Here is a 16,041-nt window from a genome sequence, read left to right as displayed (position 1 = left end):
TTCAACTTGCCTCTTCAACTTGCAGCAAAACCATATTGTCGCGATGCACCAGTTCAGTGCGCGAGACAGGTCCTAAAATCTCAGCAATATCGGCTGAGCGTTTGCCCAACACCAATTGTGCATCAGCCGCATCAAAATTTGAAAGGCCGCGCGCACGTTCTATCCCAGCTTGATCGAAAATGGAAATCGCATCCCCGCGACCAAATGTGCCTTCAATCTGGGTCACGCCAATGGGCAACAAACTTGTGCCTTTGGCCAAAGCGGTGGCGGCCCCTGCATCGATCACCACGCGTCCAGCGGGCAGAGCCGACATGATCCAGTTTTTCCGCGCTGCGCGTTTGGTCGCCACAGGCACGAAAAAGCTGTGCCGGGCGCCATTTGCCACTGCACGCAATGGATGATCAATGGCCCCTTTGGCAATGATCATCGCGGTGCCGGCGTTTACCGCCATTTTTGCCGCTTCAATTTTCGTCCGCATGCCCCCGCGTGACAAATGGCTGGCCGCGCCGCCCGCCATCGCTTCAATTTCCGGGGTGATGCGTTCTATACGAGGCAAAAACTCAGCGTCTGGGTCCAGATGCGGTGGCGCTGTGTAAAGCCCGTCCACATCTGAAAATATGATCAGCCCGTCGCTCTCCACCATGGTGGCGACACGCGCACTCAGCCGATCATTATCGCCATAGCGAATTTCGCTGGTGGCCACGCTGTCATTTTCATTGATGATCGGCACGGCCCCCATATCGAGCAAGGTGTTCATGGTGGTCTTGGCATTGAGAAAATGCCGCCGCTGTTCTGTTATATTGGGGGTCACCAAAATTTGGCCCGCCACAATATTATGCGTGCGCAAAATGTCGCTAAAGGCTTGGGAGAGGGCAATCTGCCCCACTGCCGCAGCCGCCTGGCTTTGGTCCAGCGGTAAACTCACCGCCTCGAGGCCCAACATGCGCCGACCTAGCGAGATGGCGCCCGACGATACGATCACCACTTCAACGCCATGGGCCTTGAGCGCCGCGATATCGGCAGCAAGGCTTTCCAACCACGCTTTGCGCAGCGCACCCGTTTCAGCGTCCACCAAAAGGGCAGAGCCGATTTTGATCGTTAGGCGCTTAAAGCCAAAAAAATCGTTGAGCGCATCTGCCATAAAACTCTCATTTCCGCCTATTGATCGCGCTTAAGGCGTCCAAGGCGCGTCTTCGTCAAGCGCCTCTTGCGCTTCGGCGTCTTTGGCGTCGTCCAATTGGCCCAGCACGTCAAACAGCACCTTATCCACATCCTTGCCCGCGACCGCAGAGATCAAATGCACCTTTTTGCCGCTCGCCGCTTCAAGCGCGGCCTGTTTTTCAGCAAGGTCATCGTCCGAAATCGCGTCCACCTTGTTCAGCGCCAAAATCTCATGTTTTTCGCCAAGGCCATGGCCATAGGCTTCAAGCTCACCACGAATGGTTTTATAAGCTGCCACAACATCTTCTTGTGTGCCATCAATCAAGTGCACAATGGTGCGGGTGCGTTCGACATGGCCCAAAAATCGGTCGCCAATGCCAGCACCTTCATGTGCGCCTTCAATGAGCCCTGGAATATCTGCCATCACAAATTCACGGTTGCCGATTTTCACCACGCCCAAATTGGGGTGCAATGTGGTGAAGGGATAGTCAGCGATTTTCGGCTTTGCGGAGGTGACCGAGGCGAGAAACGTCGATTTTCCCGCATTGGGTAGACCCACAAGGCCCGCATCCGCAATCAGTTTCAGGCGCAGCCAAATCCACATTTCCTCGCCCGCCAGCCCGGGATTGGCGTGGCGAGGCGCTTGGTTGGTGGAGTTTTTAAAATGCATGTTGCCAAAGCCGCCATTGCCGCCTTTAAGCAAAACCATTTCTTGGCCCACTTCGGTGAAGTCCGCCATCAATGTTTCATTGTCCTCGGCAAAAATCTGCGTGCCCACAGGCACCTTCAAGATCACATCGGCGCCATCGCCGCCCGTTCGCTGCCGGCCCATGCCGTGTGTCCCGGTGCCGGCTTTAAAGTGCTGTTGATAGCGATAATCGATCAGCGTGTTCAGCCCATCGACGCATTGCACGATTACATCGCCGCCGCGACCGCCGCTGCCGCCATCAGGGCCACCAAATTCGACATATTTCTCACGCCGAAACGAAACAGAACCTGCGCCGCCGCTACCTGATTTAATAAAGATTTTTGCTTGGTCTAGAAATTTCATGTGTTTTTACGCAAGGTTGCCAGCGTTGGCGCGGCATTTTCAAACGCATCCTTTGTCAGTTCTGTATCGATATGCGCGAATTCTTTGTTTTGTGCAAGGGATTGTACCTGAGATTGACCGACAGTTTGAAAACCCAACTTCTGCTGCACCTTTAATGACGCAATATTATAATCAAACACGCCAGACGTGATTTTTGCTGCGCCCGGTCCATTAAACAGCCATTTGATCAGGGCCCAGTTCGCCTCGGTCATCAGGCCTTGGCCCCAAAAATCGGGATGCATATAATAGCCAAGCGAGGGTAATTCCTCTCGTTCGGTAAAACCCGTCATGCCGCAAAATTGATCCTCATGGGTGAAAATCGCAAATTTTTGCCCGTAAGGAGGCAAAACTTTCGGTTGTCTCTCCAACCACGCTTGAGCATCTTCCAACGAATAAGGGTGAGGCACATGTGCCATATCCTTCGCCACCTCATAACGCGATAATGCAGCAGCAATCGCCGCTGCATCATCCATTTGTGGTGGCCGCAAATAGAGCCGATCAGTGGCGAGTTTAAGCATTGGAACCCACCCTGTTTTTCAAAAACCGATCGCGGCTCAGCGCTGTATCTATATGGCCAAGCTCTTGCTCCTGCGCCGCGCAGTATGCTGTGCCGCGTCCAGTCTCTATGAAACCCAGCTTCTTTTGAATGGCGAGCGAAGCAGGATTGATCTCAAATGCACCCGAGTGAACCAAAGTGGTTTCTGAGGCGTCGAATAGCCAAGCCAGAACGGTTGCAACCGCACCTGACATCACGCCCTTTCCCCAATAGGGCATGTCCAAATAGTAACCAAGATGGCAATTGTCACCATCCTGATCAAACCCCACATTGTCGCTCACATCGCCTGCTGGGTTGAGAATGGCAAAACTGGTATTTTGCAATGCGCCGTTTTTCAGCTTTTCGCGGACCCACACCTCAGCAGCCCCTTCGGGGAAGGGGTGCTTAATGGGCATGAGAAATTTCGCCACATCATATTGTTCCAAGATGCGCTGGAAATCGGCAGCATCCGCTTTTTCCATTGGACGCAGCCGCCATCCCTCAATATTCAATTTGAGCATGGCTCTGTCTCCGAAGGTCCCAATAGGCTTGCCGGGTCAAAACCGTGTCGACTGCCGTGACGGTTTCGCCGCGCGTTTGGCAGTTAAACTGGCAGGTGCCCACTTCCTCAAAGCCCAGATTGGCTTGCAATTTGCGCGATGCGAAATTGTCCTCAAAAATGTCCGAGACGATAAAGTCCCGATCATCTTCCAGGAAATACCAGTCAAGCGCCGCGCGCAGCGCCTCGCCCATATGGCCCTTGCCCCAATAGTTTTTCTTCAGCCAATAGCCAATATTGACGCCCCGTTCGGTCTTCCCAAAATCGATCAAGCCGCCCAGCTTCATGGGCTCAACTTCGATGATAAACGCAATATTGTCGCGCGAACGGTCATGCACCGTGCGCCCCAACCATGCCAACACATCTTTAGGGCGGCAGGGGGTTGGCACGTTTTTCAAATTCCGCGCAATTTCAAAGTCATTCAAGGCTTCAGCAAGGTTCGCTGCATCCCCTATTTCAACCGGACGCAGCAGCAGGTTCTTGGTCTCAATGTAAGTCATTATCTATCCGCTCGTCTTTGTGGTTGAACAGGAAATGGTGCATTTCCTTGTCGGCATGAAGGCCGCTTTCTTCGGTGAGGGTCTTCTGATGCACAAACCCACACTTGGTGAGCAGTGCCTTGGAAGCCTTGTTGGAAACGAGACAACGGGCGAATAGTTCCGCCGCTTTCTCGGTTTCTTTCACCGCGTTCAACAAAGCAGAAATAGCTTCAGAACCAATACCTTGACCCCAATAGGGTTCCCCAAGCCAATAGCCAAGTTCAGGCGTTGACAGGTCATCGGAAAAGGTAAGGCCACAAACGCCGACAAGCGTGTCGTCGAGCGTGATTGCCCACACTTTTTCTTCGCCATCGGAGTTGGCCAGATTGATAAAGAATTTGGCGTCTTCTTCCCCATAAGGATGGGGCAGCCGCGCCAGCACATCGGCAATCTTTTTATTGTTTGCGAGCACCACCAGTTGCGCCACATCCTGATCGCCCAACGGACGCATCACCAAACGCTTTGAGCGGATGGTTGAAGGAAGAGTGGTTTTCAAAACTGATTTAGTCATTTTAATGCTCCAAACAAAAAGGGGACCGGTTTTCACCAATCCCCTTTAAAACTTTGAAGCTTTTTAGCAGGTCTCAATCGATCCGCCGGGGTTTGGTTAAACCGGCGGATGATATGTGAACCGCCGTTATTCCGCTGCCTCTTGTGGCATCACGGATACAAAAGTCTTGTTGTTGCGACGTGTGGAGAAGGTCACTTTGCCTTCCACAAGCGCGAAAATTGTGTGGTCTCTGCCAAGACCCACGTTTTCACCTGGATTCCATTTTGTGCCGCGCTGACGCACAAGGATGTTGCCGGGCACGACGTGCTCGCCACCAAACTTTTTCACGCCGAGACGACGACCAGCTGAATCACGACCGTTACGGGATGAACCGCCTGCTTTTTTATGTGCCATTCTGTCAGTCTCCTATAACTTACTTGCCAGCCATCAATTCTTTAGCTTGGCTAATCCAATCTTCGCGTTCAATGCGGCCTTTAAAGTTCAGCTCGGCATCAATGCGTTCAATGTCCGCTTTGGTGAATTCCGCCACTTGCTTCAAAGAGGTCACGCCTGCAGCGTGCAATTTCTTTTCCAAAGCTGGGCCAACACCAGAGATCAATTTCAAATCGTCTTTTGCGTCTGCTTTAGCGGCAGGTGCTTCAGACTTTGCTGTTTCTTTAGCAGCTTCTTTTTTCGGCGCTGCTTTCTTCGTTGCTTTTGGCTTTGCGCCACCGGTCAAAATGTCGGTGATGCGCACAACGCTCAAATGCTGACGGTGACCATTTTTGCGGCGATAGTTTTGGCGACGCTTCTTTTTGAAGATCACAATTTTCTTATCGCGCTTTTGCTCAACCAACTCAGCAACAACAGAAGCACCGTCTACCAACGGAGCACCGATTGTTACGTCGCCTTCAGCGCCAACCATCAACACTTGATCAAAGGTGACGGTGTCGCCGGCTTCGGCATCAAGTTTTTCAACATTCAAGACGTCATCAGCAGCAACTTTGTACTGCTTGCCGCCTGTCTTAATCACAGCAAACATATTTATTCCTTTCAAAGGCCGTTCGTGGGCCAGAGTGTTGTCACGCGCTGTGCGGCGCCGGATTACCGGTCTTTTATTCAGGTCAACCTGAAAGCCTTAAGCTGCAGTTTTTCCAATGAAAATCGGCGCACCTGTCCCCAGCTACGCTTCAATTCGAGGGCGGTTATGCTGGAGAATCCCTTTGAAGTCAAGGGAAAAGGCCGCTTTTCGCCCATTTTTGATGCCGCTGCCGCAACAATTATTCGGTTAGCTTGTCGCGGCTTTGTGTATGCCACAAGCTGGCATATCGTCCATTGCGCGCCAGCAGCTCATCATGACGCCCCAGTTCAACGATCCGCCCATTCTCGATAAACGCGATTTTGTCCATATGTGCAATGGTGGACAGGCGGTGCGCAATCGCAATCACGGTTTTGTCCGCCATAAACGTATAAAGAGCATCCAGAATGTCGGCTTCAACCTCGGAATCGAGCGCCGATGTTGCTTCATCCAATATCAGGATGGGGGCGTTGCGCAGCAGTGCCCGTGCCAACGAAATGCGCTGCTTTTGTCCACCTGAAAGCCGCACCCCGCGTTCGCCCACAATGGCATCATAACCCTGGTTGCCCATGTCATCCACCGTGTTTTGGATAAACTGATGTGCATGGGCGCGACGGGCGGCATCATAAAGGTCAGACTGCGACGCCTGAGAGTGGCCAAATGCAATATTGTCGCGAAGAGAACGGTTTAGCAGTGAAACATCTTGCGAGACATGGGCGATGTTTTGGCGCAACGAATTTTGATCGATATGGCTGATATCTTGCCCATCCAGTAAGATTTTTCCCCGTTCGGGCGCGTAATGGCGCAGCATCAAATTGACCAGCGTTGATTTGCCAGCGCCCGAGGCCCCGACCAGCGCTACCTTCTGGCCCGGCTCGATGTGAAGCGACAGCCTGTCCAAGCCGCCAGCACCCTGTCCATAGTGATGCGAAATATCACGAAACTCAATCGCACCGCCTTTAAAATTCAGGTTCGGTGCATTGGGGTTGGCGGGCATATCCAAAGGCTGCGCGACGGAGCGCAAGGCCTCGCGGGTTGCACCAATATTGCCGTAAATCGAGGCAACTGCGTCCATCATCCATTCCGCCATGCTGGAAACGCGTGTCGCCAATGCCAGCGATGCGGCCACCAGGCCCAATTGAGCCGCCCCCACGTGCCACAAATAAAGCGCATACCCGATCAGCCCCACCAGCAACATGTTGCTCAACACAACCATGCCAACATTGATCACCACTTCAAAACGTTGGACACCAACAAATGCCGTGAAGGCGCGCCTGAATTTGGTGAGCGCATGCTGATCTTCATAGCTTTGGTCGGCATAAAGCTTGACCGTTTCGATATTGGCATAATTGTCCACCAACAGGCTGGTTAAATCGGTTTTCGCCGCTTCAAACCGCTCATAGTGGCGACTGAACCGGGGTACGGCATAGGCCATGTGCAATAAATAGAACGCGACCCAGATCAAAAGTGGAATAGCCAGACGAAAATCGATCGCGGTGAACAGCCAAAATGACCCGACAAAATAGGTGACCACGTAGATAAGGCCATGCAGAACGGCATAAATGGTGCCTGTGGCCGAAACGCCAATTTCGCGCACGCGTTGGGCCAATTGCCCGGATTGCTGGTTGCGAAACCAACCAACTGATTGTCGCATAATATGCTGGTGCGCCTGCCATCTGACCATGCTGACAGCAATTGGCCGAAAAACAATATCGTCCAGTCCTTCATTCAAAAGAGCCACGGCAGGGCGCAGCGCCAGCAATATGGACGCCGCCAGAACAAGTTCTGCGCCCATTAACGCCCAAATCTGATCGGGTGGAATTGCAACCAGGCGGTTGACGAGATGTCCAGCATAGTAAACCAGCCACACTTCAATTAGAGCGGCGCATATTGTGGTCACAAGACAAGCAAGAATAATCCAGCGCAAGGGGCGCATTTGTTGGCGGATAAAGCCAAGGGGGGTGGAATTAGGCGTATCCATGCGCCCGCGCACGAACGGATCGACCAGATCCGAAATAAGTTTAAACATGTAAATTGGTCCTAGAGAAAAGCAACAAAATATGCTGCGGGCGTCGCTTTCGCGCGGGCCCGTTCAGCTTTCATTCGGCTTTCGCAACTTCCAAGAAATCGGAAGGCTTAAGCGGTAGTGCCTTGTACTTTTTTCATCAGGGAAACTCCTGCTCTAAGAATGAAAAGAGGCTAGCCAGCCCTTATTCTTGCGTCAAGGCGCAACGCCCGCAGAAACAAAAACGGCACCATTGCTGGTGCCGTTTTATCACATATTAAAAATGTTGAATTCTTACCGTCCCCGAATGCGCGGGTCGAGCGCATCGCGGATGCCGTCGCCAATATAATTGACGCTCAACACGGTCAGCGAGATCGCCAGACCAGGCCAAATCACCCGTGCGGGGTTAAGGGTCATAAAGTTGGCGCCATCATAAAGAAGCCGTCCCCATGTGGGGAAGTCGGATGGAAAGCCAAGGCCCAAAAAGCTCAAAGCGGATTCGGTAATGATCGCTGTGGCAATCCCCAGCGTGGCCGAGACCATCACCGGGCTCAACACGTTGGGAAAAATGTGACGCAGAATGGTCTTGGTTGAGCCGGTGCCGATGGAGCGGGCCGCCAACACAAATTCACGTTCTTTTACCGCCAGCACTTCGCCGCGCACAATCCGCGCCGTATTCATCCAACTGGTGATGCCGATCACAAACACGATCAGCAAGAAGATGCCCATCTCCGGCCCGAATGCGGACCGCAACGTGTCGCGGAACAACAAAATGATCACCAGCAAAAGCGGCAAAATGGGCAGCGCCAGAAACAAATCCGTGGTCCGCATAAGCGGCCCATCCAACTTGCGGAAGAAACCAGCCAGAATGCCGATCAAGGTGCCCAGCAACAGCGACAACGCCATCGCCGCGATGCCCACGGCCAAAGACACGCGGCCGCCGCTCAGCACTTGCGCCAAGCCGTCACGTCCCAAATTGTCGGTGCCCATGGGGTGCTTCCAGGTTGGCCCCAAATTTTTGTTGCGAATATCTAGATATTGCGGGTCGATGGTGTGGATATAAGGACCAAACAATACCGCAAAAAGGATGAACGAGAAGATCACAAGGCCAGCCACGCCGCCCTTATGCTTCAAGAATTGGCGCAATACATCGCCCCACAAGGAGCGCTGCGGCTTGCCCAATGTTGTGGTTGCAGCTTGATCAGTCATAGCGGATCCTTGGGTCGAGAATGCCATAGATCACATCGGCGATCAGATTGAACAGCACGATGAGAATGGCAAAGATGAAGGTCAGTGTTTGCACGAGCGGGAAGTCGCTGCCCTGAATGCCAATAATCAGCAATTGGCCCAGCCCGTTCACCCGGAAAATTTGCTCGGTGATAATCGCACCAGAGAAAATGGTCGGTACGCCGAGGGCGATCACGGTCACCACCGGGATCAACGAGTTGCGCAGCACGTGGGTCAACACCACTACTTTTTCGCTCATGCCTTTTGCACGGGCCGTGCGCACATAATCCTGTGTCAGATTATCGAGCATCGACGCGCGCATAAAACGTGAAATCTGCGAGGCATTATAAAGGGCGAGCACAGCAACAGGCATCACCATCTGCTTTACCTGCAAAATGAATGTGTCCCAGCTATTCACATCTAATGTAGTGTCATAGACCGATGGGAACCAGCCCAACTGCACAGAGAAGATCACGATCATCAAGAGGCCAGTAAAGAAGGTCGGCACGGAAAAGCCCACCATGGAGATAAATGTGCCCAACTGGTCAAACCATGAATATTGCTTATAGGCAGAAATCACGCCGATCGGCAAAGCGATCAAAATGCCAAACACATAAGAAAGGCCCACCACCCACAAGGTTTGCGGGATGCGCTCAAGGATCAGATCGAATACAGGGCCACGGGTGGCGTAAGAAATGATCCGAGCACGTTCGGAGGGATCACCAATGGTGATGCCAATTTGATCAAGCCAATAAAGCGGTTCATAAACAAAGAAACCACGCACCCATTTGAAATAGGCGATATGAATAGGCTCACCAACGCCAAGGCTTTCGCGGATTTTCGCGCGCACTTCAGCGGGAATGGTTAGCGGTAATTGGCCGGTTGGATCGCCCGGCGCTAGATCCAATATCACGAAGATAATGAAGCTGATCACCAAAAGGGTAGGGATCGCAAACAGCAAACGCCTAAGGGTGTAATTCAGCATGAAGAGTTCCCCAACACTACATTATTGCCCAAAAGTGGGAAGCGTGGAGCGCGCCATGCGCGCCCCACAAGTTCGATTATTCAACGCGTGTCCACTCTTCAGCGAACGCCAATTCTGAATCCCATGGGTTCAGAACAACATTGCCAAGGGTGTTAGACGCTGCGGATACACGACCACGGTGGATCAAAGGAATAATCACATATTCCTGCATCAGCATGTCGTTCATCTTTTTCGCAAGGGCAGACCGCTTTTCAATTGAAGCAGTTTGGCCCATCTCAGCGCTCAAAGCATCATACTCTTCTGAACAGAAGCGCGGCATGTTGTTGCCGATCCACTGGTTCTTAGGAGAAGGAATTTCTGAGCAGACCCAGTTGCCCATATAGGCTTCAGGGTCAGTGCCGTCGAAGTTGTTGGTGTACATTTCGATGTCAGCAAAGAATTTCTGGAATGTGTCAGGTGAAGATTGGTCACCACCGAAGAACACACCAGCGTCGATGTTGCGCAACTCAGTTTCAACACCAATTTCCTGCCACATCTGTTTGATCAAAGCTTGTGTGCCCTGACGAACGGAGTTGGTGGATGTTTGGTATAGAATTGACAAACGCACGCCGTCTTTTTCACGAACGCCATCAGGACCTGGCAACCAGCCAGCTTCGTCAAGAAGCGCTTTGGCGCCTTCAACGTCTTGAGTTTTACATGCATCATTTGCGGTTGAAGCATAAATTTCAGGCGCAGGCAGCACGTTACATGTCACCTGACCGTTCGGGCCATAGCCCACTTCAACCAAGATGTCGCGGTCAATGGCCATAGACAATGCTTTACGCACATTGATGTCGCTCAAGAACGGGTGTGGCCCGCCTTCAACAGTTGCGCGCTTGTCGCCCAAAGATGGATCTGGGTTGGTCAATTGCACCATCAAACGTTCAACAGATGTACCAAACGCAGAAATGATTTCGCCTTTGCCGGCAGCCATCATTTGGTCAAGCACTTCAGGCTCAACCTGCACGTTCCATGCATAGTCAAATTCGCCAGTTTCAAGCACAGAGCGTGTTGTTGCTGCGCTGTCGCCGCCGCCTTTAAGGGTCACGGTTGCAAAAGCAGGCTGTGCAGGATCGCGATAGTTTTCGTTGGCTTTATAGGTCACAACGTCATTCGCGCGGAACTCGTCCACAACAAATGGGCCTGTGCCGATGGGGCCAAAGTTCGCTTCAGTACACTCAGGTGCTTTCGCGCCCATGCACTCTTTGAACTGGGCTTCCTGGATCACAGGAGCAGTCGCGCCCACAAATGGACCATATGGGAATGGCTTTGCCACTGAGAAGTTGATCTTCACAGTGTGATCGTCAAGCGCCTCAACGCTTTCCACATCAGCAAAGTTTGATGCTGCGTTACAGCCACCTTCTGGGTCCAAGCAATAATTGGCCGAGAAGACAACGTCAGCTGCTGTAAATGGTGTGCCGTCAGACCACACAACATCGTCACGCAATTTCCACGTGATGGATGTCAGGTCTTCAGAAACGCCGCCATTTTCAATGGTTGGAATTTCTGTCGCCAAGGCAGGCTCCATAGAGCCATCAGGGCGATAGTTGGCCAAAGGATCCAAAATCAATGAAGACGCTTCAATATCCTTGGTACCGCCAGACAGATACGGGTTCAAAATGGAAACCGCTTGCCAATAAGCGACATTGAGGTTTCCGTCTGAACCGCGCTCTGCCAAAGCGACAGTTGCGAACGTAGACGCCGCAGCCGTTGCCATAATCAGAGTTTTAAGTTTACGCATTATTTCCTCCTGGTTAAGAGCTCGCGCCTTCTTTTTTATTGTTTTGAAGGCGACGAACGCCCAGCTCGAAAGCTGGGGATTTCCCCGGCCAGCACTGCTGACCAGAAACGAAATTTGGCGAATTACTCCGCCAAATGGCAGGCCACAAACTGGCCCTTATTTAGCTCGCGCAATTCCGGCTCCTCCACTCGACATCTGTCGATGGCAACCGGGCAGCGCGTGCAAAAATTACATCCCTTCGGCGGATTGGCCGGGCTGGGCACGTCGCCTTGAAGAACGATATGCTCCCGCTTGGCTTCCACTTCGGGGTTGGGCACAGGCACAGCGGATAAAAGCGCCTGCGTGTAGGGGTGCTTGGGTGTTTTATATAGATCCCGCTTATCAGCCAGCTCTACAATTTTGCCCAAATACATCACCGCCACGCGGTCCGCGATATGGCGCACCATGCTCAGATCGTGCGAGATGAACAAATAGGTGAGCCCCATCCGCTCCTGAATATCTTGCAGCAAATTCACCACTTGCGCCTGAATGGACACATCCAAGGCGGCAATGGGTTCGTCGCAAACGATAAAATCAGGGTCGAGCGCCAGGGCTCTCGCAATGCCGATACGTTGGCGTTGACCGCCAGAAAATTCGTGCGGATAGCGGTTCACAAAGTCCCGGTTCATGCCCACCGCATCCAAAAGGCTCTTCACCTTTTCGCGCTTTTCCTCGGTCGATAGGTTGGTGTGCTCGTCCAAAGGTTCAGCGATGATGGAGCCAACGGTCATGCGCGGGTTCAAGCAGGCTTGCGGATCTTGAAAGATCATTTGCATCCGCGGGCGAATTTCACGCAAGGCTTTCGGATCAAGGCTGGCAATATCCACGCCTTCAAAATCCAATTGCCCTTCGGTCAATTCATAAAGGCGCAGCATGGCGCGCCCGGCTGTGGATTTGCCACAACCACTTTCGCCCACAAGACCAAGGGTCTCGCCTTTGCGGATTTCAAAATTCAGCCCGTCAACGGCTTTCACAGAGCCGACTTGCCGTCTCAAAATGCCTTTGTGGATCGGGAAGTGCACTTTTACATTTTGGGCTTTCACCAAAACCTGATCATGTTTGGTCATCGCGGCGCTCCCTTTTCAACATCCCACCAGCAAGCCACCTGGTGGCCATCGCCCATTTCCATCAAGAGTGGATTTTCCTTCTGGCAGCGATCAAATGCATGTTCGCAGCGTGGCGCAAAAGGACAGGAATTGGGATATTCGTGCAGCGCGGGTGGCAAGCCGGAAATGGATTTTAGCCGATCTTCGCCTTCTTCATCGTCTGTCGGCAAAGTCGCCAACAGGGCGCGGGTGTAGGGGTGCAAAGGTCGCTTATAAAGGTCTTTGACCTTGGCGTGCTCCACCACAAAGCCGGCATACATCACCATGATGCGGTCAGAGATGCCCGCAGCCACACCCAAATCGTGGGTGATCCAGACAATGGCCATGCCCAGCTTTTGCCGTAGCTTTTTCACCAGCTCAATGATCTGCGCCTGAATGGTCACATCCAAAGCGGTGGTCGGCTCGTCGGCAATCAAAATTTTCGGGTCGCAAGCCAGCGCAATCGCGATCATCACCCGTTGGCGCATGCCGCCGGAAAACTGGTGTGGATAATCATCCAGCCGATCTGACGCGCTGGGAATGCCCACAAGCTCCAAAAGCTCAACTGCGCGCTTTCTTGCTTCTTTTTCGGAAAGGCCCAAATGCTCCTTGAGCGGCTCCATAATCTGGAAGCCGACTTTGAACACGGGGTTCAATGAAGTCATCGGATCTTGGAAAATAAACCCAATATCGCCGCCGCGGACTTGCCGCAGGGCTTCGGGTTCCAATTTAAGAAGGTCGTTGCCATCAAATTCGACCGTGCCAGCCACAATTTCGGCAGGCGGAATAGGCAACAATTTCAATAGCGACATCATGGTAACACTCTTACCAGATCCGCTTTCCCCAACTACGCTTAATAACTCACCTTCCTCAAGATAAAAGCTAATGCCATTTACCGCGTGCACCGTTCCGTCTTGAGTATGAAATACAGTTCTTAAGTCAGTAACATCTAATACCGGCTTAATCGCTCTTCCCCCCAGCATATTTTTTTGTTTTGAGTGAGACTATCGAACTTTCGGCCTTTTTCAAGAACAAATTTATAATGATGAATTGGTTTGATCAATTTTTTCTGCAGCGATAAAGAAGAAATAAATTGGTCCAGCCAATATGCTGCCGGATTCCAAGACTTTTTTGATGAAGACTTGAGAAGATTTGGCGAATAGAGGGGCGAAAGGATCTGTGAAAAAAATATTCTAAGAGGAATAAAAATTAGGTCAGCTATACTTACCTTGAGCAAAATTTGCTCTTGAAGTGGCCCAGGATTTCTCAATTTCACTTGTCGCCGCGAAAGTCTTTATGGGCGAAAATGAGCGTGGGTCACCAAAGGCTGGTTTTGGCGCGAGCCGGCCATTCCCGATCATAGGCGGCACCATCAAAACTGCCGTTTGTGATCTCTTTCATCAATTGGCCGGGTGTAGGCAGGTGAGGGGCGTCATGATCGCCCCATAAATCGGCGCGCATTATCGCGCGAGCACATTGAAAATAGGCCTTTTCAATGCGCAGCCGCACCACACTTCTGGGCGATTTTCCATCAATGTCGAAACGGGCGCACAGCGCTGGATCAACATCAATCTCGGCAAGGCCGTTCACCCGCAGCACATTGGCATTTCCCGGCACCATAAACATCAAACTACATCGCGGATCGCGGACAATATTGCGCAGGCTATCGATGCGATTATTGCCGCGTCGATCTGGCATCAGCAATTCGCGGGGGGAAGCAATGTGCACGAAGCCGGGCTTGTCGCCACGCGGGCTGGAATCGGTGCCTTCCGGCCCCACGGTGGATAGAATGGCAAAGGGCGAATGCGTGACAAAAGCTTGATAGCCTTCGGAGAGGAAATCGATTTCTTTCACCAATGAGGCTTCAGATACGCCGCCATATATGGCGCCCAATTCCGCTTCAGTTTTAACGATGGACATGTTTTGACTTCCTTTGCCATTTCCCGTCATAACCGGATAAACTCTAGGTAAAGATCAAAGAATAACAAGGGCCAAACGCATAATGACTGAAGAAAAAACCTTATTCGCACAGCGTGGAAAACTCGGTGAGATCAAACTTAATCGACCGCGTGCACTCAATTCGCTCGACCTGGATATGATTGATGCGATGACGGCTCAGCTTAATGCGTGGGAGCAGGATAATGCGGTCTCGATGATCGTTTTGTCCGGCGAGGGGGAAAAAGGTTTTTGCGCCGGTGGCGATGTAAAAGCCGTGCGGGCGGCATTGGAGGCTGGTGGTGTTGATGGTGCCACGGCATTTTTCGATCGCGAATATGCGCTTTACGAGCGCATAGCCGTGTCAAAAATCCCTGTGGTGTCGCTGCAGCACGGCATTGTTATGGGCGGGGGGATCGGATTGTCCGGCCACGCACAATTGCGATTGGTACGAGAAGGCGCGCGGTTCGCCATGCCGGAAAAATCTATTGGTTTCTTCACCGATGTTGCGGTCAATTATTTGGTCAAAGCCGCACCTCTTCATCAGCGCATGGCCTTTTTGCTGACGGGGGAGTTGGTGTCGCCCGCTGACGCAATTGCGCTCAACCTGTCTGACACGCTGATCAGCGAAAATGATTGGGCAAAACTGCCGGAGATACTTGAAGAATGTGCGCAAGCGCCCGATCCGCTGGCTGCCGCCAAAAAGGCCACTGCAGCCTTGGCACAAACCACAATGGACGCGCCCTTTACCGCGTGGGCCGATCAGCATCAATCCGTTTTTGAACGTGACGATTTGCAAGCGATTATCGATGCCCTAGGTGCGGCGTCGGCGGGGGATGAACGCGCTCAAAAACTGCATCAAGGTTTAGTGGCGGGCAGCCCGACATCCTTGATGGCGTCCTTTTTGTTGGTCAAGCGGTCGGCCAGCATTGACGACATTGCGGTGCAGTTTGAAATTGAACGGGATGTTGCGCGGGCCATCGTCTCCGCGCCCGATTTTTCAGAGGGCGTGCGCGCTGTGTTGGTGGATAAGGACAACAACCCGAATTGGCAGCCAAAAAGCATTCGCGAAGTCTCGCAAGACCAATTCTCTTTTTTACTGACAAACTGATCCCGTCTCAAAGCAGTATTCAACCGTTTGGTGAAATAAAATCGCGCTAATCGCCATATGGTTAGGAAATCTTAAATAGTTAGTGGTGAAACTGGCATGAATTGAATCGTGTGTATGAGGGAGAGGCTAGAATGGCCGAGACTCAATTAAAGACAATAGAAATGCCCGCAGTTGCTGACACTGGTGTTGTCGATAATATGCGCGAGGAGATGCTGGATGCGCTTAATGCCGGCAGTCTTGAGATTGAACTTTCAAACGTAGAGCGTGTGTCAACAAGTGCGTTGTTCATGTTGTTAAGTGCAGGTGTTGCTGCCAAACAGCATGACTATGAATTGCGCCTGTCCGCGCCAAGTGAACACTTTTCAAGTGCAGTCTCAACACTCGGACTAGATGACGCATTTGAACCTTATATGAAAGGATAG

General features: G+C 52.0%; 17 protein-coding genes. 2 read left to right on the top strand and 15 right to left on the bottom strand.

The features are described 5' to 3' along the window. Position 1 precedes the first annotated feature (1 nt). The 15 genes from proB to G549_RS0103770 all read right to left on the bottom strand — a co-directional run bounded on the left by proB (position 2) and on the right by G549_RS0103770 (position 14,493). Positions 2 to 1,141, bottom strand: coding sequence for a glutamate 5-kinase (gene proB / locus G549_RS0103845; RefSeq protein WP_027833912.1), 1,140 nt, complete (start codon positions 1,139 to 1,141; stop codon positions 2 to 4). 30 nt (positions 1,142 to 1,171) lie between these two features. Then, positions 1,172 to 2,212: a GTPase ObgE gene (obgE, locus tag G549_RS0103840; protein WP_027833911.1), complete on the bottom strand. Its 1,041-nt coding sequence runs from the start codon at positions 2,210 to 2,212 to the stop codon at positions 1,172 to 1,174. Further along, complete coding sequence (locus G549_RS18945) at positions 2,209 to 2,769, bottom strand: GNAT family N-acetyltransferase (protein WP_051213317.1); 561 nt, start codon at positions 2,767 to 2,769, stop codon at positions 2,209 to 2,211. The genes obgE and G549_RS18945 overlap by 4 nt, the downstream gene beginning before the upstream one ends. Beyond that, entirely contained in the window at positions 2,762 to 3,307 is a 546-nt protein-coding gene (locus tag G549_RS21180; protein ID WP_051213315.1) for a GNAT family N-acetyltransferase, read from the bottom strand. Before G549_RS21180 ends, G549_RS18945 begins: the two co-directional genes overlap by 8 nt. Continuing rightward, complete coding sequence (locus G549_RS0103825) at positions 3,288 to 3,845, bottom strand: GNAT family N-acetyltransferase (protein WP_027833910.1); 558 nt, start codon at positions 3,843 to 3,845, stop codon at positions 3,288 to 3,290. The genes G549_RS21180 and G549_RS0103825 overlap by 20 nt, the downstream gene beginning before the upstream one ends. Continuing rightward, positions 3,832 to 4,395 (bottom strand): GNAT family N-acetyltransferase, encoded by a 564-nt coding sequence (locus tag G549_RS18935; protein WP_051213313.1) that lies wholly within the window; start codon positions 4,393 to 4,395, stop codon positions 3,832 to 3,834. The genes G549_RS0103825 and G549_RS18935 overlap by 14 nt, the downstream gene beginning before the upstream one ends. A gap of 126 nt (positions 4,396 to 4,521) precedes the next feature. Next, on the bottom strand, positions 4,522 to 4,788 hold the full coding sequence (rpmA, locus tag G549_RS0103815; RefSeq protein ID WP_027833909.1) for a 50S ribosomal protein L27: 267 nt from the start codon (positions 4,786 to 4,788) through the stop codon (positions 4,522 to 4,524). Between the two features lie 19 nt (positions 4,789 to 4,807). Beyond that, the gene (locus G549_RS0103810; protein WP_027833908.1) at positions 4,808 to 5,416 is read right to left on the bottom strand and encodes a 50S ribosomal protein L21; all 609 of its coding nucleotides are present in this window, start codon (positions 5,414 to 5,416) and stop codon (positions 4,808 to 4,810) included. A 238-nt stretch (positions 5,417 to 5,654) separates the two neighbouring features. Next, positions 5,655 to 7,481, bottom strand: coding sequence for an ABC transporter ATP-binding protein (locus tag G549_RS0103805; RefSeq protein ID WP_027833907.1), 1,827 nt, complete (start codon positions 7,479 to 7,481; stop codon positions 5,655 to 5,657). A 270-nt stretch (positions 7,482 to 7,751) separates the two neighbouring features. Beyond that, positions 7,752 to 8,666: an ABC transporter permease gene (locus tag G549_RS0103800; RefSeq protein WP_027833906.1), complete on the bottom strand. Its 915-nt coding sequence runs from the start codon at positions 8,664 to 8,666 to the stop codon at positions 7,752 to 7,754. Continuing rightward, positions 8,659 to 9,669 carry an ABC transporter permease gene (locus G549_RS0103795; protein ID WP_027833905.1) on the bottom strand — a complete coding sequence of 337 codons (1,011 nt, stop codon included), beginning with the start codon at positions 9,667 to 9,669 and terminating at the stop codon, positions 8,659 to 8,661. The genes G549_RS0103800 and G549_RS0103795 overlap by 8 nt, the downstream gene beginning before the upstream one ends. Positions 9,670 to 9,745: 76 nt before the next feature. After that, positions 9,746 to 11,449 carry a peptide ABC transporter substrate-binding protein gene (locus tag G549_RS0103790; protein WP_027833904.1) on the bottom strand — a complete coding sequence of 568 codons (1,704 nt, stop codon included), beginning with the start codon at positions 11,447 to 11,449 and terminating at the stop codon, positions 9,746 to 9,748. Between the two features lie 122 nt (positions 11,450 to 11,571). Further along, positions 11,572 to 12,555, bottom strand: a complete 984-nt coding sequence (locus tag G549_RS0103785) for an ABC transporter ATP-binding protein (protein WP_027833903.1) — start codon at positions 12,553 to 12,555, stop codon at positions 11,572 to 11,574. Next, entirely contained in the window at positions 12,552 to 13,556 is a 1,005-nt protein-coding gene (locus tag G549_RS0103780; RefSeq protein ID WP_027833902.1) for an ABC transporter ATP-binding protein, read from the bottom strand. The genes G549_RS0103785 and G549_RS0103780 overlap by 4 nt, the downstream gene beginning before the upstream one ends. A gap of 334 nt (positions 13,557 to 13,890) precedes the next feature. After that, a complete protein-coding gene (locus G549_RS0103770; RefSeq protein WP_027833901.1) occupies positions 13,891 to 14,493 on the bottom strand; it encodes a pyridoxamine 5'-phosphate oxidase family protein in 603 nt (200 codons plus the stop codon). Between the two features lie 82 nt (positions 14,494 to 14,575). Between G549_RS0103770 and G549_RS0103765 the strand changes: the two genes are divergently transcribed. Continuing rightward, complete coding sequence (locus tag G549_RS0103765) at positions 14,576 to 15,619, top strand: enoyl-CoA hydratase/isomerase family protein (RefSeq protein WP_036220946.1); 1,044 nt, start codon at positions 14,576 to 14,578, stop codon at positions 15,617 to 15,619. A gap of 131 nt (positions 15,620 to 15,750) precedes the next feature. Then, on the top strand, positions 15,751 to 16,041 hold the full coding sequence (locus G549_RS0103760; RefSeq protein ID WP_027833899.1) for an STAS domain-containing protein: 291 nt from the start codon (positions 15,751 to 15,753) through the stop codon (positions 16,039 to 16,041).

Origin of the sequence: Maritalea myrionectae DSM 19524, from assembly GCF_000423365.1 — a bacterium.
In the GTDB taxonomy this organism is placed as follows: Bacteria; Pseudomonadota; Alphaproteobacteria; order Rhizobiales; family Devosiaceae; genus Maritalea; species Maritalea myrionectae.
Note: the sequence above shows the minus strand (reverse complement) of the source record. Positions and strands in the feature narration are given on the sequence as shown.